Source organism: Cupriavidus metallidurans CH34 (assembly GCF_000196015.1).
Lineage (GTDB): Bacteria > Pseudomonadota > Gammaproteobacteria > Burkholderiales > Burkholderiaceae > Cupriavidus > Cupriavidus metallidurans.
Window position 1 is genome coordinate 2,199,651 of sequence record NC_007973.1, and the last position, 24,791, is coordinate 2,224,441.

General features: G+C 62.5%; 21 protein-coding genes. 1 reads left to right on the plus strand and 20 read right to left on the minus strand.

Annotation, left to right across the window (positions count from 1 at the left end; genetic code table 11):
- Positions 1-53: 53 nt before the first annotated feature.
- The 5 genes from nusA to RMET_RS10190 all read right to left on the minus strand — a co-directional run bounded on the left by nusA (position 54) and on the right by RMET_RS10190 (position 6,493).
- Positions 54-1,529, minus strand: coding sequence for a transcription termination factor NusA (gene nusA, locus RMET_RS10170; protein WP_008650614.1), 1,476 nt, complete (start codon positions 1,527-1,529; stop codon positions 54-56).
- Positions 1,526-2,014 carry a ribosome maturation factor RimP gene (gene rimP, locus RMET_RS10175; RefSeq protein ID WP_011516747.1) on the minus strand — a complete coding sequence of 163 codons (489 nt, stop codon included), beginning with the start codon at positions 2,012-2,014 and terminating at the stop codon, positions 1,526-1,528. The genes nusA and rimP overlap by 4 nt, the downstream gene beginning before the upstream one ends.
- A gap of 328 nt (positions 2,015-2,342) precedes the next feature.
- Positions 2,343-4,238: a 23S rRNA pseudouridine(2605) synthase RluB gene (gene rluB, locus RMET_RS10180; protein ID WP_011516748.1), complete on the minus strand. Its 1,896-nt coding sequence runs from the start codon at positions 4,236-4,238 to the stop codon at positions 2,343-2,345.
- A 28-nt stretch (positions 4,239-4,266) separates the two neighbouring features.
- On the minus strand, positions 4,267-5,175 hold the full coding sequence (scpB, locus tag RMET_RS10185) for an SMC-Scp complex subunit ScpB (RefSeq protein ID WP_011516749.1): 909 nt from the start codon (positions 5,173-5,175) through the stop codon (positions 4,267-4,269).
- A 550-nt stretch (positions 5,176-5,725) separates the two neighbouring features.
- Positions 5,726-6,493, minus strand: a complete 768-nt coding sequence (locus tag RMET_RS10190) for a sulfite exporter TauE/SafE family protein (RefSeq protein WP_011516750.1) — start codon at positions 6,491-6,493, stop codon at positions 5,726-5,728.
- Between the two features lie 85 nt (positions 6,494-6,578).
- On the opposite strand from RMET_RS10190, the gene fnr reads away from it, so the two are divergent.
- Positions 6,579-7,304 (plus strand): fumarate/nitrate reduction transcriptional regulator Fnr, encoded by a 726-nt coding sequence (gene fnr, locus RMET_RS10195; RefSeq protein WP_024570149.1) that lies wholly within the window; start codon positions 6,579-6,581, stop codon positions 7,302-7,304.
- Between the two features lie 83 nt (positions 7,305-7,387).
- On the opposite strand, the gene RMET_RS10200 is transcribed toward fnr, so the two are convergent.
- The 15 genes from RMET_RS10200 to RMET_RS10265 form a co-directional block, all read right to left on the minus strand.
- Complete coding sequence (locus RMET_RS10200; RefSeq protein WP_008647451.1) at positions 7,388-7,633, minus strand: hypothetical protein; 246 nt, start codon at positions 7,631-7,633, stop codon at positions 7,388-7,390.
- Positions 7,630-7,866, minus strand: a complete 237-nt coding sequence (locus RMET_RS32220) for a membrane protein (RefSeq protein ID WP_011516752.1) — start codon at positions 7,864-7,866, stop codon at positions 7,630-7,632. The genes RMET_RS10200 and RMET_RS32220 overlap by 4 nt, the downstream gene beginning before the upstream one ends.
- Before the next feature lie 13 nt (positions 7,867-7,879).
- The gene (gene ccoG, locus RMET_RS10205; protein WP_011516753.1) at positions 7,880-9,409 is read right to left on the minus strand and encodes a cytochrome c oxidase accessory protein CcoG; all 1,530 of its coding nucleotides are present in this window, start codon (positions 9,407-9,409) and stop codon (positions 7,880-7,882) included.
- Between the two features lie 55 nt (positions 9,410-9,464).
- Positions 9,465-10,379 carry a cytochrome-c oxidase, cbb3-type subunit III gene (ccoP, locus tag RMET_RS10210; RefSeq protein WP_011516754.1) on the minus strand — a complete coding sequence of 305 codons (915 nt, stop codon included), beginning with the start codon at positions 10,377-10,379 and terminating at the stop codon, positions 9,465-9,467.
- Positions 10,376-10,543 (minus strand): cbb3-type cytochrome oxidase subunit 3, encoded by a 168-nt coding sequence (locus RMET_RS10215; RefSeq protein ID WP_011516755.1) that lies wholly within the window; start codon positions 10,541-10,543, stop codon positions 10,376-10,378. Before RMET_RS10215 ends, ccoP begins: the two co-directional genes overlap by 4 nt.
- A gap of 4 nt (positions 10,544-10,547) precedes the next feature.
- A complete protein-coding gene (gene ccoO, locus RMET_RS10220; RefSeq protein WP_008647462.1) occupies positions 10,548-11,213 on the minus strand; it encodes a cytochrome-c oxidase, cbb3-type subunit II in 666 nt (221 codons plus the stop codon).
- A gap of 17 nt (positions 11,214-11,230) precedes the next feature.
- Positions 11,231-12,679, minus strand: a complete 1,449-nt coding sequence (ccoN, locus tag RMET_RS10225; protein WP_008647464.1) for a cytochrome-c oxidase, cbb3-type subunit I — start codon at positions 12,677-12,679, stop codon at positions 11,231-11,233.
- Positions 12,680-12,850: 171 nt separating this feature from the next.
- Positions 12,851-12,997 (minus strand): cbb3-type cytochrome oxidase assembly protein CcoS, encoded by a 147-nt coding sequence (gene ccoS, locus RMET_RS10230; protein ID WP_008647465.1) that lies wholly within the window; start codon positions 12,995-12,997, stop codon positions 12,851-12,853.
- A 2-nt stretch (positions 12,998-12,999) separates the two neighbouring features.
- Positions 13,000-15,585, minus strand: a complete 2,586-nt coding sequence (locus RMET_RS10235; protein WP_011516756.1) for a heavy metal translocating P-type ATPase — start codon at positions 15,583-15,585, stop codon at positions 13,000-13,002.
- A gap of 146 nt (positions 15,586-15,731) precedes the next feature.
- Positions 15,732-16,829: a cell division protein ZapE gene (gene zapE / locus RMET_RS10240; protein ID WP_011516758.1), complete on the minus strand. Its 1,098-nt coding sequence runs from the start codon at positions 16,827-16,829 to the stop codon at positions 15,732-15,734.
- Between the two features lie 85 nt (positions 16,830-16,914).
- Positions 16,915-18,339 (minus strand): dihydrolipoyl dehydrogenase, encoded by a 1,425-nt coding sequence (lpdA, locus tag RMET_RS10245; protein ID WP_011516759.1) that lies wholly within the window; start codon positions 18,337-18,339, stop codon positions 16,915-16,917.
- Positions 18,340-18,464: 125 nt separating this feature from the next.
- Positions 18,465-19,724 (minus strand): 2-oxoglutarate dehydrogenase complex dihydrolipoyllysine-residue succinyltransferase, encoded by a 1,260-nt coding sequence (gene odhB / locus RMET_RS10250; RefSeq protein WP_011516760.1) that lies wholly within the window; start codon positions 19,722-19,724, stop codon positions 18,465-18,467.
- 93 nt (positions 19,725-19,817) lie between these two features.
- On the minus strand, positions 19,818-22,670 hold the full coding sequence (locus tag RMET_RS10255; protein WP_011516761.1) for a 2-oxoglutarate dehydrogenase E1 component: 2,853 nt from the start codon (positions 22,668-22,670) through the stop codon (positions 19,818-19,820).
- Between the two features lie 280 nt (positions 22,671-22,950).
- Positions 22,951-23,688, minus strand: coding sequence for a glycerophosphodiester phosphodiesterase (gene ugpQ, locus RMET_RS10260; protein ID WP_011516762.1), 738 nt, complete (start codon positions 23,686-23,688; stop codon positions 22,951-22,953).
- On the minus strand, positions 23,685-24,788 hold the full coding sequence (locus tag RMET_RS10265; RefSeq protein ID WP_011516763.1) for a sn-glycerol-3-phosphate import ATP-binding protein UgpC: 1,104 nt from the start codon (positions 24,786-24,788) through the stop codon (positions 23,685-23,687). Before RMET_RS10265 ends, ugpQ begins: the two co-directional genes overlap by 4 nt.
- Between the last annotated feature and the right edge of the window lie 3 nt (positions 24,789-24,791).

Here is a 24,791-nt window from a genome sequence, read left to right on the forward strand (position 1 = left end):
CGGGACAATTCGTGTGCGGAAAGCGCGTCCAGGCTTCACCCCGGACGTGTCCCTCAGTTAAACCAATGTTCCCGTGCTTTCATGATCAGCGCCTTGGCTTCTTCCTCGCCCACGCCGGCCAGTTCGACCAGTTCGTCCACGGCCAGCTCGGCCAGGTCGTCGCGTGTGTGGATGTTGCCTTCGGCCAGTTTGCCGATCAGCTCGGGCGTCAGGCCGTCGAGCGAGCGCAGATCCTGCGACACCTCTTCCACCTTTTCTTCCCGGGCCAGTTCCATCGTCAGCAGCGCATCGCGGGCGCGATTGCGCAGCTCGTTGACGGTGTCCTCGTCGAATGCCTCGATTTCCATCATTTCACTGATGGGCACGTAGGCCACTTCTTCCAGCGAGGAGAAGCCTTCCTCGATCAGGATATCCGCCACTTCCTCGTCCACGTCCAGCTTGGCCATGAACAGCTTGCGCACCACTTCGCTTTCCTCGGCCTGCTTCTGCGCCGATTCTTCCTGCGTCATGATGTTGATCTGCCAGCCGGTCAGCTCCGACGCCAGGCGTACGTTCTGACCACTGCGGCCGATGGAGACGGCGAGGTTTTCCTCGTCGACCACCACGTCCATGCTGTGCTTCTCTTCGTCGACCACGATCGACTGCACTTGTGCCGGTGCCAGCGCGCCGATGACGAACTGCGCCGGATCCTCCGACCACAGCACGATGTCCACGGCCTCGCCGCCGATCTCGTTACGCACGGCCGTCACGCGCGTGCCTCGCACGCCCACACAGGTACCGATCGGATCGATACGCTTGTCATGCGCCACGACGGCGATCTTCGCGCGCACACCCGGATCGCGGGCGGCAGCCTTGATCTCCAGCAAGCCCTGTTCCATTTCAGGCACTTCGTTCTCGAAGAGCTTGATCAGGAACTCAGGCGCGGTACGCGACAGTTCGATCTGCGGGCCACGCGCGGCGCGGTCCACATTGAGGATATACGCGCGCACACGGTCGCCGGTGCGCAGGTTTTCCTTCGGGATGATCTGGTCACGTGCCAGCAGCGCTTCCACGCGGCCCGACTCGACGATCAAGCCCTTCTTGTCGGCGCGCTTGACCGTGCCGGTCATGATCTTTTCGCCACGATCCAGATAATCGTTCAGGATCTGCTCGCGCTCGGCGTCACGAATACGCTGCAGGATAACCTGTTTGGCCGCCTGCGCGCCGATACGACCGAACTCGACCGACTCGATCTGCTCTTCGATGTAGTCGTCGAGCTGGATATCGGCATTCTGCTCGCGTGCCTCGAACAGCAGGATCTGCTTGTCCGGCTCCTGCAGACCCTGTTCATCAGGAACGACGAGCCAGCGGCGGAACGTCTCGTGCTCACCGGATTCGCGGTCGATATGAACGCGAATATCCACGTCCTCCTCGAAACGTTTCTTGGTGGCCGAGGCGAGAGCCGCCTCCAGCGCACCGAAAACCACATCCTTGTCGACGTTCTTTTCGCGCGCTAGCGCATCGACGAGCAACAGAACTTCGCGGCTCATTGCTTGTTCCCTTTTCTTTGATTTCCCTTGAAGTCGATCACCGGCACCAAACGTGCGCGATCGACATCGGATATGGCGAATTCCAGCAGTGCCGGACCGTCCTTGCCTTCGAACTCCAGGCCGATCTTCTCGGCCCCGGCATCTCCTGCGGGTTCACACAGGATGCCCACGAAATTCTTCTGGCCATTGACCGGCAGGCGCAGCGTAACCCTGACCTCAGCACCGGCAAAGCGAACGAAATCGGCCAACTTCTTCAGCGGCCGGTCCAGGCCTGGCGACGACACTTCGAGGCGCTCGTAATCAACGTTCTCCACAGTGAGCACGTGAGTGAGCTGGCGACTGACCTTCTCGCAATCCTCAATGACGATGCCAGTTTCAGGCTGATCGATATAGACACGCAGAAGTCCGGCCGGGGCACGCTCAAGCTCAACCAACTCGTAGCCCATGCCGATAAGGGTGGTTTCGATCAAATCTGCCAGATGCACTGTAATCCCGAGTAGTGGCCTTCAATACCGTGGCAGACACCGGACAACGCAATACGCTCGGAATTGATGCTCGACGCGACCTGCAAACCGTCCTGCCTGCCCAATCATCCTGCCGGCCCGCCATGTGACGAAAACCAGCCGCAAGTGCAAACGGGCGAACCAAAAAAAAATGGGCGCAATGCCCATCATTCGCCCATCCTCGCCGAGGATGATACTTTTGAATAGACTTTGATTATACGCGGATTATGTCCAAAAGGCAAAAGCCTCCGAGGTTCCGCTCCGGATCGGGGCGATTGCCGACCATTACCGGCACCGCCCGATCCGTCAATCAACGCTGACCTCGGCCGCGCGGTCGGCGACTACCGCCTCCCGCACCCTTGGCAGCCTTTGGCATTACATTTCCATTGACCTCGCCACCGCCGCGACGCTGGCGATTGCCACCTGCGTTGCCCGCATTGCCAGCGTTTCCGGCCTTGCCGCCCCGCCCGCCGCCGCGACCACCACCGGCGCCAGGGCCCCGCAGGCCGCCGCCCATCCCGCCGCCAAACTTGGTCGTATGCGACGTCAGCGGCGCAGGGCCGGACGGAATGTATCCCATCGAGGTCTGCATCGGATCAGGCTGACCACGGCCCGCGCCCCCAGCATTACCACCCCGGCCACCGCTCTTCTCGTAGCGCGGCAGACCATCCATGCCGGTGTGCATCGGCATGCCCGCCAGCGCCGCTTCTTCGCGCTGCTTGCGGCCGCCGACCTTCGTCACACCCTTGCCGCCACTCTGTGCTTCCTTGGACGGCGCCTTCAGTCCAATGTTGGCCATCAGGCCGCGCACATCCGTCGGGTCCAATTCCTGCCAGCGACCGCGCTTCAAGCCGCGCGGCAGCAGGAACTGACCATAACGCGTGCGGATCAGGCGCGACACGGTCAGACCGACGGCCTCGAACATGCGACGCACTTCGCGGTTACGGCCTTCGGTCAGCGCCACGTGATACCACTGGTTCACGCCCTCGCCACCGCCATCGGCGATCCGCAGGAAGTTTGCCTCGCCATCATCGAGCTGAATGCCATGCAGCAGCCGCTGACGATCGGCTTCGGCCAGTTCGCCCAGCGTGCGCACTGCGTACTCGCGCTCCACGCCATAGCGCGGGTGCATGAAACGGTTCGCGATATCACCCGACGTGGTGAAAATCAGCAGCCCTTCGGTATTGAAGTCGAGGCGACCAACCGCGACCCACTTGCCGTTCTTGATGCGCGGGAGACTGTCGAAAACGGTCGGACGGCCTTCCGGATCCGACTGGCTGACGATCTCGCCGGAGGGCTTGTGATAGAGCAGCACCCGTGGAGGCTTGGTCGTCACCTTGCGGTGAATCAGCTTGCCGTTCACGCGGACCTGGTCGGTCGGCAGAATACGCTGGCCGATATGGGCAGGCAGGCCATTGACCGACACACGCCCCTGCAGGATCAGTTCTTCCATCTCGCGGCGTGAACCAAGTCCACCCTCCGCCAGCACCTTGTGCAGTTTGGGCGCGTCGTCGTCTGCGGACAGTTCGCGCACCGGCTTGGCCTTGGTGCGCGGCACAATCGTGTCTTCCTGATCGAACTGCTCGGAAATCACGAAACGGAACAGATCCTCGCCACCGGCAGCGGTCTTCGCGCCGCCCTTGCCGGCTTGCCGACCGGGCTTGTCGCCCTGGCGCTGCTCGACACGCTGGTCACCCCTGTCAGCACCCGGCTTGCCGCCAGGCTGTTGACCCTTGCGCTGACCACCCTTGTTGCGGCGGCCCGGCTGTTGTGAGGTTGGCTTGTTGTCACCATCAACCAGCGCTGCCTTGCGTTGCGGCTGCTGACGGCGCTTGCGAGCCCCCTGCGCTGGCTGATCCGATCGCGGCTGGCCAGCTTGCGCGTCGCCACCCATCTCCTCGGCACCAGCAACTGCCTGCGTGTCGGCGGCCGGCGCCGGCTTGCGACGCCCACGGCCACGCGCGGGGGCGGCGGCCGGCGAAGCATCGCCGCTTTCGCCAGTCGACGAGGGTTCGACATCGTCGCGCCCCGTTTCCCGGCCATCGCGGTCCTGCCCCGCCTGGCGACGGGAAGCCACTAGATTGCGCAGGCCGCGGCGCAGCCCCTTGCGGCGGGGCGCGCCTTCGGCGCCGTTACCCTCGGGGGCTGCGCCGGTATCGCCCGGCACGTCCGGCTGGCGGACGTCTTGCTCAGCGGAATCAGACAAAGTATTCACTATCGATGTTGCATGTTGTTCAGTTGGACACGCGCTCGTCGTCGTCCTCGGTCGTCAGCGGCATATCACCGTCGCGAGCCGGAACTGCGGCGTCCTCCTGCGAGGAAGACTCTGTGTCCACATGGAATCCGTTGGCCTGGGCCACCGGCGCGTCATCGTCATGCCCATCACCCTCGGGCAACTGCGCGACGCTGTCGTTCTGTTCGTTTTCATTGCCGGCGGCATCGCTCGCGCCACCGGACAGATCTTCGGATTGCGGCTCGACCGACAACGACTCAACTGCCGGCTCGCCCGTCTCAGCCACCCCAACGGTAGCCTCCGAAAAGGCTTCCTCGTCACCAGCAGGCGGATTCGCCGTCGCGACCGCCTCGAAATCGATGGCCTGCTGATCCAGCAGTGCCGCCTGGGCCTGGGCCTGGGCATCCTCGAGCGGCGGTAACTCATCCAGCGAGCGCAGACCGAGGTCATCCAGGAATGCCTTGGTCGTTGCGTACAACGCGGGGCGGCCAGGCACGTCCCGGTGACCGATGACTTCGATCCAGTCCCGATCCTCAAGCTTCTTGACCACTTCCGTGCTGACCGTCACGCCCCGGATCTCTTCGATGTCACCGCGCGTCACCGGCTGGCGATACGCGATGATCGCTAGCGTTTCCATCACGGCACGCGAGTACTTCGGCGGCTTTTCCGGATTGAGTCGGTCAAGAAACTCGCGCATCTCGGGACGGCTCTGGAACCGCCAACCGCTGGCCAGGGCCACGAGCTCCACCCCGCGCTGCTGCCAGTCGTTGCGCAGCTCTTCGAGTAGAACCCGGATGGTGTCGGCACCGACGTCGTCGGCGAACAACCGTCGCAGATCACCAACGCGCAACGGCTCCTGCGCACAGATCAGCGCGGTCTCGAGGACGATCTTCGCCTCTTGGGTATTCATGTGATTGTGTGCAGCCTGTCTTTGCACCTGCTTCTGGACGAATCCTGAAGCACTGGAGATTGCAGATACAGCGAGGCCTAAGCCACCGCCATCTCATCGCGCAGCTAACTCGCAGCTTTTCGCAGCGCAGCCGTGCACCTCATTTTCTTTGCATCGAATTGCCGGGTCGTTCCGGCAGGAGATCGTCCGGGGCTGACAGACTGCGCCAGTCAACGGACCTCTTGCGTCGCACCCTCTCCCTTTTGGGGTGGACATTCACCTGGACAATCAGATCGCCAAGGCGGCAAGAAACAATCGATATCGGCCCAGGCAACTTCGCCTGGCACCGGCGCCACCTCTCCACACAGCCCCATCGGACTTTGGAACCAGATCTTGTGAACCGGATGAACTGTGGGGACGATCCTGGCAAGCCAGACCTGCCCAGACCCCCTGGGCACACACCCCAGATCGGGAATGCAGCCCCGGCGACGCCACGAGCGCATCGGAGCGCGATACCGTGGTTTCGCGATTGTATGGCATTCCAGCCCCGCCCTGCAACCAGCAAAAAAGTCTAGAACACGACGCAGAAGCCGTGATTGGCCAGCGTATCGGGCAGCCAGACGGCGCGTGCGACACCCAGCGCCCCAAAACCGATCACAATAAGCGCGGCGCCCACTCGCACGCTGGGGCGGCGCGACAGTTGCCGCAGGTAGCCCGACAAACCCGAGATCACCAGCAGGTTCGGCAGCGTCCCGATGCCAAAGGCCGCCATGACAAGTGCCCCAGAAGGCGCATTACCAGCCAACAAGGCGAGCGCAAGTGCGCCGTACACCATACCGCAAGGCACCAGCCCCCAGGCCAACCCCATCCCATAGCGCCGCATGATGGGCGCGTGCCGACGCAAGCGAAGCGGCATCTGCATACCCAGCGACGCGATGCCCTGAACGACATACGAGGCCGCCCGCGCCGCCAGCCGTTCGAGCCACGCTGCCCGCATGACGCGGCCCCGCAACAACCACACCCCGGTCAGAACAAGCAACAGGCTGCCTGCACCGTAGAGCCAGCGCTGCACTGGCAGGTAATCCTGCTTCCAGACTGTCGCGCCCACCGCCCCCATCAGTGCCCCAAGCAGCACATAGGTCGTGAGACGCCCGGCGTGCATAACCAGTAGTTCCAGCCACCAGTGCAACCGCGAACGATGCACGACGTTAACGACCGCGACAGCCGCCCCGGACTGCCGTTGCTCGACGGCAATGGCAATTCCTCCACACATGGCTGCGCAATGCACGCCGCCAAGCAATGCAAGTGTAAAGACACTGAAAAGCACACCAAATGGCAACTGTTCCTCGCTTCTGCGTCACATCAAGCTGTAAAATGCCTGCATCGCGCCTCCATCGCAAGCGCATTCATGCGAGCACCATCAATTGCTTACCTCCATTCCCGTCACCGAGATGTCTCCACGTTGCTCCACTTGCGCCATGGGCCAGCTTTGCCTTCCCGTGGGCATGTCGCAACAGGACCTCGCAAAGATGGACACGCTCGTACAGGAACGCGTTCGTGTTCACAAGGGCGAAACGCTCTATCGCATGGGCGAGCCACTTACCGCAGTCTATGCGATCCGCTTTGGCACATTGAAGACCCACGTGACCATGGAGGACGGACGCACGCAAATCACCGGCTTCCATTTACCCGGTGAAGTCGTCGGACTCGACGGCCTCGGCGAGATGCAGCATGCATCCGATGCCACTGCACTCGAGGACACCGAGGTCTGCGTCGTACGATTCGATGACCTGCAATCGCTGTCCGGCACCTTGCCGTCGCTCCAGCAACAGTTCCTGCGACTGATGAGCAAGGAAATCTCGCAGGACCAGATCATGCTGATCACTCTTGGCTCGATGCGTGCCGAAGAGCGCCTGGCAGCATTTCTCGTCAACATGTCGGAGCGCCTGTCGATGCGCGGCTACTCGTCGAGCGAGTTCGTGCTGCGGATGAGCCGCGAAGAAATCGGCAGCTACCTTGGCCTCAAGCTCGAAACCGTGAGTCGGCTCTTCTCTCGATTCGCCGAAGCCGGCCTGATTCAGATTCGCCAACGACACGTGAAACTCGTGGACATGGAAGGCATCAGGCAGGTCTATAGCCGAAACTGCTAACGAACGTCCTAGCCAGGAAAACGGCCGCACCTGGAATTCAGTTCCCGGTGCGGCCGTTCTGCTTTCTACCAGCACTCGATCCATTACTCGAGTTCGTCGGTCTCCTCGAGCTTGGTTGGCATGGTGTATAGCGTCAGCCCGCTGGACAACGCGCAAAACAACCACGCCACCAGGAAGCCAATCGTGTAGACCGCCTCACGAGACGCTTCCACCTGGTGCCCGAAGAACGTGAGATCGCCCGGATCAACGACCGAAAATACGGTGGCGGTGGCCGCTCCGCCCATCAGAAACGCCGGCCAAAGTACCCACATCAGCCAGCGGAGTCTCATGGGCGCCTCGCAGCCGGCGACGTTACATGCTCCGCCCCCGTTTTCTCTACGACCAGACCATGACGCTCCACGCCGGAAACCGGCAAATCCGGATGCGTGTTGGCGAGCCAGATGGTCACGCCGCAGCCAATAATTGCAAGCAACGGACCGCTCATCAAAAGCCACGGCCACGGTTCCCTGTACCAGGGCTTGGACTGTTGGGATGTCATTGCGCTCTCCTTGTTTGCTGCCATTTCGCCCTCAGCATCACAGATTGCGGGGAACAATGAAACTCGTGGATTGCCTGATATGCGCGTCTCGGCCGTCCTCGCCCTCCGCCGTCACCGTTACGTTGATCTTGTGCGTGCCTTCCTTGGCATCGTCGATCGGCACGCGGATGCGAATCGGCAACAACCGGTTGGACGTTGGCTGCATGGCCTCGGCGGACTTGTCATACTCGACCGTCAGTCCAGTCAGGTCGTCGCCCTCAGCCTCCACGCGAATCCGCATCGGCGCTTCCGTGGTGTTGATCACCTGGAGCCGATAGACGTTCTCGATCCAGCGCCCCTCCACTTCCCGGCCCAGCGCGCCGCGATCCCGAATGATGTCGACCTTGATCGGCGACCGCACTGCCAGCGACGCGACGAAGCCCGCCGCCAGAACCAACCAGATCAGCGTATAGATGATCGTGCGTGGTCGCAGCAGCCGCTTGCGCGCGTCGGATGTCGACAGGGACTTGCGCATCGCATTTTCCGACGTGTATCGGATCAGTCCGCGCGGGTACTCCATCTTGTCCATGACCAGATTGCACGCGTCGATACAGGCACCGCAACCGATGCACTCGTACTGGAGGCCATCGCGAATATCGATACCGGTCGGACACACCTGCACGCAGATACTGCAATTCACGCAATCGCCAATGCCAGCGGCATGGCGATCGGTCTTGCGGGAACGGCTACCACGCGGCTCCCCACGACCCACGTCATAGGTCACGACATAGGTATCGCGGTCGACCATCACGCTCTGGAAGCGCGCATAGGGGCACATGTACTTGCACACCTGCTCGCGCATGAATCCGGCGTTGCCCCAGGTCGCAAACGCGTAGAACAGCATCCAGAAACTCTGCCAGGGTCCGAGCGTAAAATGCAGGACCTCGCTACCAAGCTCCCGAATCGGCGCGAAATATCCAATAAACGTGAAGCCCGTCCACAGTGCGATCAGCACCCAGAGCACATGCTTGGTCGCCTTGATTCGCAGCTTGCGCAGGCTCCAGGGATCGCCGTCAAGTCGGATCCGCGCGATGCGATCCCCTTCGACATGTCGCTCGATCCACATGAATATCTCTGTGTAGACCGTTTGGGGACAGGCGTAGCCGCAGAACAGGCGTCCGGCGATGGCTGTGAACAGGAATAGCGATAGCGCAGAAATGACCAGCAGCACGGCAAGATAGATCACATCCTGCGGCCACAGCACGAGACCGAAGATGTAGAACTTGCGCGCGCCGAGATCGAACAGCACGGCCTGGCGATCATTCCACTTTAGCCAGGGGGTTCCGTAGTAAATCAACTGCGTCAGGATGACCAGCCACACGCGCCAGCTCGAAAACGCGCCAGAGGTCGAGCGCGGATAGATCTTGCGGCGGACCTCGTACAGCGCTTCCTCGGTGGTCTCTGCCCCCTTGGGGGGCGGCGCGGGACGCCAAGTGTTGCCGTTACGATCGCTCGACGACTGGCTTGCAGACGGATCGTTCGAGGCGTGATCGTCCGAGTGATCGGGGGCGTTAAGGGGCGCGCTCATCGTGTTGCCCTCACGCCCCGGTGGGCGGCACTCCGCCCGGCCCCGGGGCAGTTAGTCATTTTGCAGCGCCTCCCGTATTCGAGAGTCCCCACACATATGCGGTCAGCATGCGGATGCGCTCGGGCGTCAGAATCTCCTCATGCGCCGGCATATGACCGTTATGTCCCTTCAGGATCGCGTCGACGATCGTCGCTTCCGAGCTGCCGTACAACCACGTGTTGTCGGTCAGGTTCGGCGCGCCGAGTGCCTGGTTGCCCTTGCCGTTGGCGCCGTGGCAGGCCGCGCAGGTCGACTTGAAGGTGCTTTCGCCACGCGATGCACGAATCGGATCCGAGGACAGACCAGACAGCGAACGCACGTACTGCGCGGTATCGCCCGCCTGCTTCGCATCGATCGTGCTCGCAAACGACGGCATCACGCCATTGCGGCCCTTGGTGATCGTCTGTTGGATCGTCTCCGGCTCGCCACCGTAGAGCCAATCGTTGTCGGTCAGGTTGGGGAAGCCTCGGCTGCCACGCGCATCCGAACCATGGCACTGCGCGCAGTAGTTCAGGAACAACCGCTGGCCGATCTCGCGTGCATCAGGATCCGCCGCCACCTGCTTGATATCCATGTTCAGATACTTGGCGTAGATCTGGTGCTGCGTTTTCTCGGCCGCTTCGCGGTGAGCGGCAAGCTCGCCCTGCGTCGAGAACTTGAGCATACCGGCGTACGATCCCAGACCCGGATACAGCGCCAAGTAACCAAGACCGAAGATGCAGGCCAGCAGGAACATCCACATCCACCAACGTGGCAGCGGATTGTTCAATTCGCGCAGGTCACCATCCCAGACATGACCGGTGTCATCAGTGGTGCTGACACCTTTCGGCATCTTGCGTTGGGAGAACAGCAGCCAGACACACCAGACGATCCCGATGAGCGCGATGGCCGCGATGTAATAACTCCAGAAATCGGAAATGAAATCGCTCATGGCTGTGGGTTCCGGCTTGTAGTTGTGTTTTCGTCAGGCAGGGCAAACGGCAACATCGCCGATTCCTGATTGGCGGCCTGGCGGCCGCCCGACCATGCCCACCAGCAGATGCCAATGAACGTCAGCATCGACACGACGGTTGCAATTGCGGTCACGATCGCCATGGCATCACTCCTTCGCCGGCGCCGGAGCCGCCGCCGAGTCAACGCGCACATTGCGGCGATTCAGGCCAAGTCCCTGCAGATACGCCACCAGCGCATCTTCTTCCGTCTTGCCCGCCAACTCTTCAGGCGCACGGGCAATCTCTTCGTCCTTGTACGGCACACCCAGACGCTTCAGCGCGTGCATGCGTGCCTGGATGTCGTTGGTGGGCAACTGCGTCTTCTCCAGCCACGGGTACGAAGGCATCACCGACTCGGGAACCACATCGCGCGGATTGCGCAGGTGGATCCGCTGCCAGTCGTCCGAGTAACGGCCGCCAACGCGCGCGAGATCCGGACCGGTACGCTTCGAGCCCCACAGGAACGGGTGGTCATACACCGACTCGCCCGCCGTGGAGAAATGGCCATAACGCTCAGTCTCCGCCTGCAGGGTACGCACCTGCTGCGAGTGGCAACCAACGCAACCCTCACGGATGTAGATGTCGCGCCCCATCAGGCGCAGCGGCGAGTACGGCGTGATGCCCGGATCGGGCTCAGTCGTCGAGTGCTGGAAGAACAGCGGCACGATCTGCACCAGGCCAGCGATACTGACCACGATGATGGTTGCGATGATCAGCCAGCCGACGTTCTTCTCCAGCGTTTCGTGGGAAAAGAATCCTTGTTTTTGAGACATCGTTCGGTCCTCGGCGATCAGTGGGCGGAAGCCGGCAGGTTGGCCGGAATCGGAGCGTCAACCGCAGGCTTGCCAATGATGGTACGTGCCACGTTGTAAGCCATGAGGATCATGCCGCTCAGGAAGCACAGGCCACCCAGCAGACGGATCAGATAGAACGGATACTTTGCCTTGACCGCTTCGACGAACGCATAGGTCAGCGTGCCGTCAGGCTGCGTGGCGCGCCACATCAGACCTTCCATCACACCGGCGATCCACATCGAGGCGATGTAGAGCACGACGCCGATCGTCGCAATCCAGAAGTGCCACTCGATCAGGCGCGTGCTGTACATCTCCTTCTCCCCGAACAGGCGCGGAATCAGGTAGTAAAGCGAGCCAATCGAGATCATCGCGACCCAGCCCAGGGCACCCGAGTGCACGTGGCCGATCGTCCAGTCCGTGTAGTGCGACAGCGCGTTCACCGTCTTGATCGACATCATCGAGCCCTCGAACGTGGCCATGCCGTAGAACGACAGCGCCACCACCAGGAACTTGAGAATCGGATCGGTACGCAGCTTGTGCCAGGCACCGGACAGCGTCATGATCCCGTTGATCATGCCGCCCCACGACGGAGCCAGCAGGATCAGCGAGAACACCATGCCCAGCGACTGCGCCCAGTCAGGCAGCGAGGTGTACTGCAGGTGGTGCGGACCCGCCCACATGTACGTGAAGTTGAGCGCCCAGAAGTGGACGATCGACAGGCGATACGAGTAGATCGGACGCTCTGCCTGCTTCGGGATGAAGTAGTACATCATCCCCAGGAAGCTCGTGGTCAGGAAGAAGCCCACCGCGTTGTGGCCGTACCACCACTGGATCATCGCGTCCTGCACGCCTGCATAGGCGGAGTACGACTTCCACATCGACACCGGCATTTCGATGTTGTTGACGATATGGAGGATGGCGATCGTCAGGATGTAAGCGCCGAAGAACCAGTTCGCCACGTAGATATGGCGGGTCTTGCGCTTGATGATCGTGCCGAAGAACACCACCGCGTAGGCAACCCAGACCAGCGTGATCAGGATATCGATCGGCCATTCGAGCTCGGCATACTCCTTGGAAGAAGTAATGCCCATCGGCAGCGTGATCACCGCCGCGATGATGATGGCTTGCCAGCCCCAGAATGTGAACGACGCCAGCGGGCCGCAGAACAGCCGGGCCTGGCAGGTGCGTTGCACGACGTAGTACGACGTGGCGAACAGCGCGCTACCGCCAAATGCAAAGATCACCGCATTGGTGTGAAGCGGTCGCAAGCGACCGAACGATAACCACGGTGTATTGAAATTCAGATCCGGCCAGATCAATTGCGCCGCAAGCAGAACGCCTACGGCCATGCCAACGATCCCCCAAACCACGGTCATGACGGCAAACTGCCGCACGACTCCATAGTTGAAGGTGTCGGCGCGTGAGGACGCGGTGGTGACAGCCATTCAGACCCCCAATGCAAAAAGTAAAAATAAACCTACTGACGGTGTGACTTTAGAAAATCGGCTTACAAGTCGCGTTGACTTTCATCAAGCCACCAGCATCCCTTGCGAACTGCTTGCATTAATTCCTGTCAATGAGCGTTCGCCGCAACGGTCACCTATACGCCTTGACATTCAAGGCTTGTCGTTGTCGAGCAAAATTGCTTCCGCCGGGCGATCGAGGTCGTCGTACTGCCCCGCGTGCAACGCCCACCACAGCGCCCCGGCAATCACGGCCACCAGCACCAGGCTCATCGGCACCAATAGATAGAGTGTTTCCATATTCAGGACTCCCTGGCCGGCGCCGCCGCGGCGCGCAACAGGCGCCATGCATTGCCGACAACCAGTAACGACGACACGGACATTCCGATGCCTGCCATCCATGCCGTAACGAGTCCGGTAGCTGCCAGGGGGATCGCCACGACGTTGTAGAAAAAGGCCCAACCCAGGTTCTGGCGTACCACACGGCGCGTCTTGCGGGCCACGGCAATGGCATTGGCGATTTCGCCCACGCCACCGTGTGTCAGCACGGCATCGGCACCGGCCTGCGCCAATGGCGCACCGCTGCCGATCGCTATCGAAACCTGGGCCTGGGCCAGCACCGGCGCATCGTTGATGCCGTCGCCCACCGCCAGAACGACGGCGCCCTGCTGTTGAAGATTGGCTACATAGTCGCGCTTGCCTTCAGGCGTGACCGCTCCAACGGCGGTCTCGATGCCGAAGCGGTCCGCCCACCAGCGCACCGCTGCCGGCTGATCGCCCGAAACCAGATGACAGCGCACACCGAGTCGGGTCAGCGAAGCCAGAAGCTCGGCTGTCTGGGGCCGTTCGACATCGGCCAACTGAAAACACGCCAGCGGACCGTTTGCGTCACCAAGCCAGACCTCGGTAGCGCCCGGAAAACGGTCACCACTGCGGCGGATGTCGGCTGCTGCCGGTGCCAATTCCGCGACGAACTCTCTACGCCCCAGCCGCATCAACCGGCCGTCGACATTTGCCTGCAATCCTTGCCCGGGAGTGTTGTGCAGTTCAGCCACCAGCCGTTCGGCATGGTCCGCCGCGGCCTCAACCAAGGCCCTCGCAATCGGATGTTCCCCACCACGCTCCATGGCGGCGGCGAGACTCTGGCAAGTCGGCGCATCCAGATTGCCCGCGATCTCCGTCGACACGAGCGCAAAACGCCCCTCGGTCAACGTGCCCGTCTTGTCGAGCATGATGTCCGTGACACCCGAAAGCGCTTCGAGCGTGTGCGCGCGGGTCAGCAGCACGCCGCGCCGCGACAACGCCGCGCCAGCGGCGGCCAGCGCCGCCGGAGTAGCCAGCGACAACGCGCAAGGACAGCTCACAACGAGCACCGCGACTGTCACCAATAGCGCGCGTGATGGATCGATCCAGATCGCCCAGACCAGCCCGGTGATTGCGGCCAGGATCAAGAGGGTGGCGACAAACCAGCCGGCCACACGATCTGCCAACTGGGCCAGGCGGGGCTTATCCGCCAGCGCGCGATCCAGCACGGCTACGATCTCGGCGAGACGGGTCTGCGCGCCGATCCGGCGCACGCTCACCTCGAGCGGACTGGCAGCATTGAAACAACCCGCCAGCACGGTGTCGCCAATGGCGCGCTTCACCGGCCGCGCTTCCCCTGTCAGCATCGATTCGTCGATTTCGCTGACGCCAGCCACCACGACACCGTCGGCCGGCATGATCTCGCCCGCCTTCACGCGAATCCGGTCACCGGCATTCAGTCGCGCAACCGGGATCCGCTCGCCGACGCCGCTCGTCTCCACCAGCCGCTCGCAGGTCGCGGGCAGCTGGCGCGCCAGCATCTCGGCGCCACTGCGCGAGGCTTGCCGGACACGCAACTCCAGATAGCGGGCCAACAGAAGGAACGCGACGAACATCGTCACGGAATCGAAGTAGACCTCCCCGACGCCCCGCACGGTCGCCACAGCGCTCGCGAAGAAGCCAGCCAGCACGCCGATCGCAACAGGCACGTCCATGCCCATATGTCGTTGCCGCAATGAACGCCATGCGCCAGCGAAAATCGGCGAGGCAGAGTAAAGAACCACCGGGATCGTCAGCGCAAAGCTCGCCCAGCGCATCAACTGAAGCTGGCCGGGGTCGATCGTGGCTTCGTGCGTATAGAGCGGCCACGCATACATCATCACCTGCATCATGCCGAGCATCGCCACGGCCATGCGCATCAGCAAGCCGCGCCGCTCGCGGCGATCGTGCTGGTCGCCACGCGACACCTCGAACGGCCATGCCTGATAGCCGATGTCGGCCAGCGTGGACAGCAGCCCCGCCACGCCCTGCTTGTTCTCTTGCCAGCGCACCACTACGCGGCGCGTGGCCACGTTCGCCACGGCCGACTCGACCCCATCCAGTTGCCCGAGGTGCTGCTCGATCAGCCAGGCACAGGCCGCGCAGCGGATGTTTTCCGGCGCCAGCGTGATCTCCGCCCGGCCGTCGCCCAGTTCGCGAACGAACTGGTTGCGCAGCTCGGGGGTATCGTAGGCGGCCCACACAGGCTCTGCCTCGCGTCGCGCCTGGGCATCTATCGGCCGCGCGAACCGCGTGACATCGCTATATAGATGCCCGAAGCCGGCTGAATAGAGTGTCTGCGCCAGCGCCTGGCAGCCGCCACAGCAGAATGTGCGGCGCTGCCCGCCGATATCAGCGACGAGCGGCGTGACATCGCGCCCGAGAGGCTGGCCGCAATGAAAACAATGAGTAGTGGATGTAGATAGAGACGCCGACCCAAGCCGCGTGCCCGAGGCAAGGGCTGCGGCGGAACCAAGTTGTGCGCTCGGATTGGACGGAACGGACGTTCCATCGGGCGCGAGGGGGCTAGCGTGCAGGGACGGCATAGTGCGCTTTTAGTACCCAGCGAATACTAGGTAACCAGCGCGCCATATGCCTTGATAAAGATCAAACTTCCAAAAATGGAGTCAGGGTCTGGCCGTGCAAACAGGGGAGCGGGTTCGAACGGCCTTCAGACTCCCCTGCCAACCTGTCAGGTCAACGAGGTGTCGACCGTACGACGTTCGGACTCGAGGTACTCCCGCGACTGCATCTCGATGATCCGCGAGACCGTCCGATGAAACTCGTTCGCCATCTGGCCTTCGGTATAGAGTTCGTCGGCCGGCACCTCGGCGGACATCAGCAGCTTGACCTTGTGATCGTAGAAAACATCGATCAGCCAGGTGAAGCGGCGCGCCTCCGATGACATCCGCGGCGTCATCTTCGGCACATCCGACAGGATCACCGTATGAAACTGTGACGCAATCTCCAGATAGTCGTTCTGGGAGCGCGGGCCGCCGCACAAGGTCGCGAAATCGAACCAGACCACGCCATTGGCCTTGCGCAACGCCTTGATCTCGCGATGTTCGATATGCAGGATCGGAGACTCGTCCGCCGTACCCGCGATGGACACGAACGCATCGCGCAGCGCGGCGCTGGCTTCCCGGTTCAGCGGCGTATGGTAGGCCTGTACCTGTTCCAGCGCCCGCTTGCGGTAGTCGATGCCGGCATCGACATTGAGTACATCGAGCTTTTGCTGCAGCAGCGCAATAGCCGGCAGCACCCGATCACGGTGAAGGCCGTCCGGGTAAAGCAGATCCGGGCGATAGTTCGACGTCATCACGAACTGCACACCGTTCTCGAACAACTGCTGCAGCAGACGATGCAGGATCATCGCATCCGCCACATCATTGACGTGGAACTCGTCGAAGCAGATCAACCGGAAGCGGCGCGCAATGCGTTTCGCCAGTTCGTCCAGCGGGTCTGCCCGACCGCGCAGTTCCTCGAGTTCCCGATGCACCTCGCGCATGAACTCGTGGAAGTGGAGCCGCGTCTTGCGCACCACCGGCACGCAGGAATAGAAACTGTCCATCAGGAACGACTTGCCGCGCCCCACCCCACCCCACATGTAGACGCCCTTCGGCACCTCGGGGTGTACCAGCAACTTCTTCAGCGTGCTGTTTCGACGGCCCTTGTAGGCCACCCACTCGTCATAGCATTGCTGGAGCCGCTCCACGGCGCGACGCTGCGCCTCATCTGACTGATAGCCGCGCTGCTTGAGTTCGTGTTCGTAAAACTCGGTGACGTTCATGTGGGTTCAACCGGGGGGCTGCAAGTGAAAACGGCGCGCCGCGAATGGCGGCGCGCCGATGCTCACACTTTGCGAGGCAAATGCCTTACATGTTGAGCTGACGCTTGTCGACGGCCAGCGCGGCTTCGCGCATGACTTCCGACATCGACGGGTGCGGGTGGCAGACGCGACCGATATCTTCGCTCGCAGCCTTGAACTCCATCGCCACCACGGCTTCGGCGATCAGGTCCGATGCATTCGCGGCCACGATGTGCACGCCCAGGATCTCGTCGGTCCTGGCATCGGCCAGCATCTTCACGAAACCGTCCGAAGCACCCATGCCCAGCGCACGGCCATTGGCCATGAACGGGAATTGGCCCGACTTGTACTCGCGGCCTTCGGCCTTGAGTTGCTGCTCGGTCTTGCCGACCCACGCGATTTCCGGGAACGTGTAGATAACCCAGGGAACCGTGTTGAAGTCGATATGCGGCTTCTGGCCAACGATACGTTCGGCCACGGCCACGCCTTCGTCTTCTGCCTTGTGGGCCAGCATCGGGCCACGCACCACGTCGCCGATTGCCCAGATGCCCGGCACCTTGGTCTGGCAGTGGTCGTCCACCTCGATGAAGCCACGCTGGTCCACGCCCAGGCCCACGGCGTCCAGGCCGAGGTTGTCGGTGTTCGGCACGCGGCCCACCGACACGATCAGGCGATCGACTTCCAGCGTCTGCGCCTTGCCGTCCTTGTCGGTGTAGTTGACCGTGACGTTGTCCTTGCCGGTCTTCACTTCGTCGACCTTGACGCTCAGGTGGAACTGCAGCCCCTGCTTGGTCAGCAGCTTCTGCGCTTCCTTGGCCACGCCTTCGTCGGCGGCGCCCAGGAATGCGGGCAGCGCTTCCAGCACGGTCACTTCGGCACCCAGACGGCGCCACACCGAGCCCAGCTCCAGGCCGATCACGCCGGCGCCGATCACGCCCAGCTTCTTCGGCACGGTACCGAACTTCAGCGCGCCTTCGTTATCGCTGATCAGGTTGTTGTCGACAGCGACGCCTGGCAGATGGCGAGCCTTCGAGCCCGTGGCGATGATGACCTGCTTGGCGGTCAGCGTCTCGCCATTCACTTCCACCTGGAAGCCTTCTGCAGCCTTGCCGGTGAACTTGCCGTAGCCCTTGAACAGGGTCACCTTGTTCTTGCGGAACAGGAACTCGATGCCCTTCGTCATCTTGCTGACGATGTCGTCCTTGCGCTTGAGCATCTTGGCCACGTCGACCTTGACGTCGCCCACGGTGATGCCATGGTCGGCCAGGTGATGCGAGGCGTTCTCGAACTCTTCCGAGGAAGCCAGCAGTGCCTTGGACGGAATGCAGCCCACGTTCAGGCAGGTACCGCCCAGGCGTGCTTCGCCCTTCGGATCGTCATAGGCGTTGCCTTCCAGGCAAGCCACGTTCAGGCCCAACTGGGCAGCGCGGATGGCGGCGATATAGCCGCCGGGGCCGGCGCCGATCACCAGCACGTCGAATTGTTTGCTCATGGGAAATTTCTCTCTGGTGTGTCATGCCCGCGCAAGGGCGGGCGTCCGGCGGCGAGGTAGCGGCCGGGTCCCCGCGCGCGAAGCGCGGGGACGACGACAAACGATAGACGGAGGTCTGGCCTGAATTACAGGTCCAGCAGCAGACGAGCCGGATCTTCCAGCGCTTCCTTCATGGCCACCAGACCCAGAACGGCTTCGCGGCCGTCGATGATACGGTGGTCGTAGGACATCGCCAGGTAGTTCATCGGACGGATCACGATCTGGCCGTCTTCCACCACGGCACGGTCCTTGGTGGCGTGCACGCCCAGGATGGCCGACTGCGGCGGGTTGATGATCGGGGTCGACAGCATCGAGCCGAACGTACCGCCGTTCGAGATCGAGAACGTACCGCCGGTCAGTTCTTCCAGCGACAGCTTGCCGTCACGCGCCTTGGTGCCGAACTCGGCGATCTTCTTCTCGATGTCGGCCAGGCTCATCTGGTCGGCGTTGCGCAGGATCGGCACCACCAGACCACGCGGCGAGCCCACGGCGATACCGATGTCGAAGTAGCCGTGGTAGACGATGTCGTTGCCGTCCACCGAGGCGTTGATGACCGGGTACTTCTTCAGCGCGTGCACGGCGGCCTTCACGAAGAACGACATGAAGCCCAGCTTCACACCATGTTCCTTCTCGAAGCGATCCTTGTACTTGGCGCGCAGATCCATCACCGGCTTCATGTTCACTTCGTTGAAGGTGGTGAGAATGGCGTTGGTCGATTGCGACTGGATCAGACGCTCGGCGATACGCGCGCGCAGGCGGCTCATCGGCACGCGCTCTTCCGGGCGATCGCCCAGCGCGGCGAAGTCAACCTGGGCCGACACTTGCGGCAGGGCCGGCTTGGCGGCGGCCGGAGCCGGAGCAGCCTTGGCGGCCGGAGCGGGAGCCGAGCCGGCGGCCAGCACGTCACCCTTGGTGATGCGGCCGTCCTTGCCGGTGCCAGCCACTTGCGAAGCCGACAGGCCACCTTCGGCCATCAGCTTGGCAGCCGACGGCATGGCGATGGCGCCAGCGCTGGCAGCGGCTGCGGGGGCAGCAGCTGCCGGGGCCGGTGCTGCTGCGGCGGGAGCCGGAGCGGCGGCGGCCGGTGCCACAGCGCCTGCGGTGGCTGCCGTGTCAATCTTGGCGATCACTTCATCGGCCACGACGGTATCGCCGTCGTTCTTGATGATCTGCGACAGAACGCCAGCCGACGGTGCCGGCACTTCCAGCACAACCTTGTCGGTTTCGATTTCGATCAGGATCTCGTCCTGAGCAACAGCTTCGCCCGGCTTCTTCTTCCAGTTCAGCATGGTCGCTTCGGCGACCGATTCCGACAATTGGGGAACCTTGACGTCAACAATAGCCATGGTTTGAAAATTCCTCGATGTATGCGTGTGTTTCGTTGCGGGTAGGCTGACCCGCGGCGCGCATCCTGGTGCGCGGCCGCGGGTGCCGACGAATTACTTGGTCAGAACAAAGCCCTTGAGCTTGGAGAACGCAGCGTCCAGCAGCGCCTTCTGTTGCTCGTTGTGCTTTGCGTAGTAGCCCACCGCCGGCGAAGCCGAGGCGGGACGACCGGCATAACCGAGCTTCTGGCCTTCCGTCATGTTTTCCATGATGTAGTGCTGCACGAAGAACCAGGCACCCTGGTTCTGCGGCTCGTCCTGGCACCACAGGATTTCGGTCGCGCCCGGATACTTCTTGAGTTCCGCGGCAACGGCCTTGTGCGGGAACGGATACAGCTGTTCCATGCGGATGATCGCCGTGTCGGTGGCACCACGCTCACGGCGGGTGTTGACCAGGTCGTAGTAGACCTTGCCCGAGCACATGATCACGCGCTTGACCTTGCTGGCGTTCAGTTCCTCGTGATCGGGGATCACGGTCTCGAAATGACCCTTGGCCAGATCGGACAGCGGCGACACGGCATCCTTGCTACGCAGCAGCGACTTCGGCGTCATGATCACCAACGGCTTGCGGAACAGACGGATCATCTGGCGACGCAGCAGGTGGAAGATCTGGGCCGGCGTGGTCGGCTGGACAACCTGGATGTTGTGATCGGCGCAGAGCTGCAGGAAACGCTCGATACGGGCCGAGCTGTGTTCCGGACCCTGGCCTTCGTAGCCGTGCGGCAGCATCATCGTCAAGCCCGATGCGCGACCCCACTTCACTTCACCCGACGAGATGAACTGGTCGATCACAACCTGAGCGCCGTTGACGAAGTCGCCGAACTGGGCTTCCCAGATCACCAGCGCATTCGGTTCGGCGGTCGAGTAGCCGTATTCGAAGCCGAGCACGGCCTCTTCAGACAGCACCGAGTCGATCACCGTGAACGGTGCCTGGTTTTCCGACACGTTCTGCAGCGGCACGTACGAGCCGGCATCCCAGCGCTCGCGAGCCTGGTCATGCAGCACGGCATGGCGGTGCGTGAAGGTACCGCGGCCGGCGTCCTGGCCGGTGATACGCACCGGGTAGCCCGATGCAACCAGCGAAGCGAAGGCCAGGTGTTCACCCATGCCCCAGTCCAGCATCTGCTCGCCGCGGCCCATGTTGGAGCGGTCCTTGACGACCTTCTCCACCAGCGGATGCAGCTTGAAGTGCTCAGGAATCGTGGTGATGCGCTCGGCCAGACGCTTCAGTTCCGTCATCGGCACGGCGGTGTCGGCAGCGTCCGTCCACTTGCGGTTCAGGAACGGCATCCAGTCCACAGCGAACTTGTTCTTGAAGTTCGACAGGACCGGATCCACCGTGTGCTTGCCAGCGTCCATGGCGGCACGGTAGTCCTTGACCAGCTCGTCGCCGAACTCGGCCGGGGTCAGGCTCTGCGCCACCAGCTTGTCAGCGTACAGCTTGCGCGTACCCGGATGCTGGCCGATCTTCTTGTACATCAGCGGCTGCGTCATAGCCGGCGTGTCTTGCTCGTTGTGGCCCAGCTTGCGGAAGCAGATGATGTCGACCACGACGTCCTTGTTGAATTCCATGCGGAAATCAACGGCCAGCTGCATGGCGTACACCACGGCTTCGGGATCGTCGCCGTTCACGTGCAGCACCGGCGCCTCGATCATCTTGACCACGTCCGTGCAATACAGCGTCGAACGGGCGTCGCGCGGGTCCGACGTGGTGAAACCGATCTGGTTGTTGATAACCAGATGCATCGTGCCACCCGTGCCGTAGCCGCGGGTCTGCGCGAGGTTCAGCGTTTCCATCACCACGCCCTGGCCGGCAAAGGCCGCGTCGCCGTGCACCTGCACCGGCAGCACTTCCTTGTGGCCGACGTCGCCGCGGCGTTCCTGGCGAGCCTTGGACGAGCCTTCGACCACCGGGTTGACGATTTCCAGGTGCGACGGGTTGAACGCGAGCGACAGGTGAACCGGGCCGCCTTCCGTCGAGACATCGCTCGAGAAGCCCTTGTGGTACTTCACGTCACCGGCCGGCAGGTCGTCGACGTGCTTGCCTTCGAATTCAGCGAACAGGTCGGCCGGCATCTTGCCCAGCGTATTGACCAGCACGTTCAGACGGCCACGGTGAGCCATGCCGATCACGATTTCCTGCACGCCCTTGGTGCCGGCGTGCTGGATCAGTTCGTCCATCGCGGCGATGAAGCTCTCGCCACCTTCGAGCGAGAAGCGCTTCTGGCCGACGTACTTGGTGTGGAGGAATCGCTCCAGGCCTTCGGCCGCGGTCAGGCGGTCGAGGATGTGCTTCTTTTTCTCCAGCGTGAACACGGGCTTGGAACGCGTGGTTTCCAGACGCTCCTGCCACCAGCGCTTCTGCGCCTGGTCGCTCACGTACATGAACTCGGCGCCGATGGTGCCGCAGTACGTTTCTCGCAGGTTGTTGAGCAGCTCGCGCAGGCTCATCGACTCCTTGCCGAAGTACGTGTTGCTGGCATTGAAGACGATATCGAGGTCAGCCTCGGAGAAGCCGTAGAACGCCGGATCCAGGTCAGGCAGGGGCGGACGCTCCTGGCGCTTGAGCGGATCGAGGTCAGCCCAGTGCGAGCCGATGTTGCGGTAAGCGGCGATCAGCTGCGTGGCAGCGACGCGCTTGCGACCCATATCGGAATCGGCCGAGGCAACAATGGTCTTGATGGGGCCCTGCTTGGCGCGCTCGGCGAACGAGGCGACGATCGGTGCGTGGGGGATATCGCGGGCGTTGGAACCATCCGCAGCCGGGACATTCTGCATCGCGTCGAAATACGCGCGCCAGTTGTCGGGAACCGAGCTGGGATTCTGGAGGTAGGCCTCGTACAGCTCTTCCACATAGGGGGCGTTGCCGCCGAAGAGGTACGAATTGCTTTGATACTGCTGCATCATGGGGCGCTCACTATTCTCCGGGAATGCCGGAGTTAAGCGGGTTCATCAACCTTCCGCGACACGGCTCGACCGGTTAGCGGATTGCAAACAACTCTTGGGGGCCCAACGGTTACCACCTTGAACGAACGGCACCGTGTCAGGTGCCGCTAGTTTTCGGTCTCGCCGCCAGACCCGAAAGGGCAAGTTGTGCGGGGAAGGACCTAAGTCTTCACTCGCGAAGCATAGCACGTTTGCCCTGGACTCGTAGGGACTTTTCGTGATGCAAAACAAGACGGACTGTTCAGGACTGTGGCGCGATCTGATCGACCGCATCGGTGATCAAGCCGTCCAGCCCCCATGACAGCAGGTTCGCTGCCCTCGCCCGGTCGTTGACCGTGTAGCAGAGGACCTTGAACCCAGCCGAATGCGCGGCGCCGATGACAGCAGCATCGAGTTCACGGTGGTTGGCGTCGAGCGCCACGCATTCCAGCTGGCGCAGCCGCTCGAGCCAATCGGCAGGCAGTGTATCCAGCAGCAAGGCACGCGGGAGGTCTGGCGCCACCTGATGCGCGGCCTCCAACGCCACTTCCGAGAACGAGGACAGCAACGGCGGCGTGCCAGCACCCCTCCACAGTGAAAGTGCGTCAAGCGCCACGGCTGCACCAGTCCGATACTCGGTCCCTGGCACCGGCTTGATCTCAATATTGACCATGAAGCCATTGGCCTGCGTATAGCGAGCAATGGCCGCCAGCGTCGGCACCGGCTCGCCCGCGTACGCGGGACTGTGCCAGCCGCCAGCATCCAGCGCCGCCAGTTCGCCCAGCGTCAGCGCATCGACACGCCCTTTGCCGGTCGTAGTGCGATCCAGCGTCGCATCGTGCATCAGGATCGGCTTGCCGTCGGCAGACAGCTTCACGTCGAACTCGAACATCCGGTAGCCGAACGACGCACCGTGCCGAAACGCGGCCAGCGTGTTTTCGGGAGCCAGCTTGCCCGCGCCGCGATGGGCAATAAAGCGGGGATAGGGCCAATTCGTCATGCCTGAGCCTCGATACGCTTGCCCGACTGCACGTCGAAGAAATGCAGATGCTCGGCCGACGCCGTAATCGGCAGCTTGTCACCGGCACGCACCTGCGTCTGGCTGTCGAGCCTGACCACGATGGGCTGGCCGCCGAGCGATCCGTACGCGAACGAATCCGCGCCGAGCGCCTCCACCACCCTCACATCCAGTTCGGCGATGGCCTCGTGCACGGCGCAAGGCTCGATGTGTTCGGGACGCAATCCCATCAGCGCCTGCTCGGGCAGATGCAGCCCCATCGGCAGATGTCCCAGCGTCGCCGCTGCCTGCCCGTCCTTCGGTTGGACCCGCATTTGCGCGACGCCCTGCCCGCTTCCGTTCCGCGCCACCGGCACCAGATTCATCGGCGGCGAGCCAATGAAGCCGGCGACGAACGTGCTGGCCGGTCGCGCATAGACTTCCAGCGGCGTGCCGATCTGCTCCACCCGGCCACCATTGAGCACCATCATGCGGTCCGCCAGCGTCATGGCCTCCACCTGGTCGTGCGTCACATAGAGGCTGGTCGTCTTGAGCCGGCGGTGCAGATCCTTGAGCTCCAGCCGCATCTGCACGCGCAGCTTGGCATCGAGGTTCGACAGCGGCTCGTCGAACAGGAACACCGATGGCTCACGCACGATTGCACGGCCCATCGCCACACGCTGCCGCTGTCCGCCGGACAATGCGCGCGGCTTGCGATCGAGCAGCGACGCAAGTTCCAGGATGCCGGCCGCATGCTTGACGCGCTGCTCGATCTCGCCCTTCGACATCCCGCGGATCTTCAGCCCGTACGCCATGTTGTCGTACACGCTCATGTGCGGATAGAGCGCGTAGTTCTGGAACACCATCGCGATATCACGCGCGGCCGGCTCCAGATCGTTGACGACCTTGTCGCCAATATGGATCTCACCACCGGTGATCGTCTCGAGGCCGGCCACCATGCGCAGCAGCGTGGATTTGCCGCAGCCGGACGGCCCGACTATCACGATGAACTCGCCGTCGGCGATTTCCATGTCGATGCCGTGCACGACCTGCGTGCCCCCGGCGTAGGTTTTCTGAACGTTGCGAAGAGACAGCTTTGCCATGGA

What these genes read in the sequence shown, in the direction of transcription:
- nusA (WP_008650614.1), bottom strand. Translation starts at nt 1,529, where the DNA reads ATGAGCCGCGAAGTTCTGTTGCTCGTCGATGCGCTAGCGCGCGAAAAG.
- scpB (WP_011516749.1), bottom strand. Translation starts at nt 5,175, where the DNA reads ATGAATACCCAAGAGGCGAAGATCGTCCTCGAGACCGCGCTGATCTGT.
- RMET_RS10200 (WP_008647451.1), bottom strand. Translation starts at nt 7,633, where the DNA reads ATGAGACTCCGCTGGCTGATGTGGGTACTTTGGCCGGCGTTTCTGATG.
- RMET_RS32220 (WP_011516752.1), bottom strand. Translation starts at nt 7,866, where the DNA reads ATGGCAGCAAACAAGGAGAGCGCAATGACATCCCAACAGTCCAAGCCC.
- ccoG (WP_011516753.1), bottom strand. Translation starts at nt 9,409, where the DNA reads ATGAGCGCGCCCCTTAACGCCCCCGATCACTCGGACGATCACGCCTCG.
- ccoP (WP_011516754.1), bottom strand. Translation starts at nt 10,379, where the DNA reads ATGAGCGATTTCATTTCCGATTTCTGGAGTTATTACATCGCGGCCATC.
- RMET_RS10215 (WP_011516755.1), bottom strand. Translation starts at nt 10,543, where the DNA reads ATGGCGATCGTGACCGCAATTGCAACCGTCGTGTCGATGCTGACGTTC.
- ccoO (WP_008647462.1), bottom strand. Translation starts at nt 11,213, where the DNA reads ATGTCTCAAAAACAAGGATTCTTTTCCCACGAAACGCTGGAGAAGAAC.
- ccoN (WP_008647464.1), bottom strand. Translation starts at nt 12,679, where the DNA reads ATGGCTGTCACCACCGCGTCCTCACGCGCCGACACCTTCAACTATGGA.
- ccoS (WP_008647465.1), bottom strand. Translation starts at nt 12,997, where the DNA reads ATGGAAACACTCTATCTATTGGTGCCGATGAGCCTGGTGCTGGTGGCC.
- RMET_RS10235 (WP_011516756.1), bottom strand. Translation starts at nt 15,585, where the DNA reads ATGCCGTCCCTGCACGCTAGCCCCCTCGCGCCCGATGGAACGTCCGTT.
- zapE (WP_011516758.1), bottom strand. Translation starts at nt 16,829, where the DNA reads ATGAACGTCACCGAGTTTTACGAACACGAACTCAAGCAGCGCGGCTAT.
- lpdA (WP_011516759.1), bottom strand. Translation starts at nt 18,339, where the DNA reads ATGAGCAAACAATTCGACGTGCTGGTGATCGGCGCCGGCCCCGGCGGC.
- odhB (WP_011516760.1), bottom strand. Translation starts at nt 19,724, where the DNA reads ATGGCTATTGTTGACGTCAAGGTTCCCCAATTGTCGGAATCGGTCGCC.
- RMET_RS10255 (WP_011516761.1), bottom strand. Translation starts at nt 22,670, where the DNA reads ATGATGCAGCAGTATCAAAGCAATTCGTACCTCTTCGGCGGCAACGCC.
- ugpQ (WP_011516762.1), bottom strand. Translation starts at nt 23,688, where the DNA reads ATGACGAATTGGCCCTATCCCCGCTTTATTGCCCATCGCGGCGCGGGC.
- RMET_RS10265 (WP_011516763.1), bottom strand. Translation starts at nt 24,788, where the DNA reads ATGGCAAAGCTGTCTCTTCGCAACGTTCAGAAAACCTACGCCGGGGGC.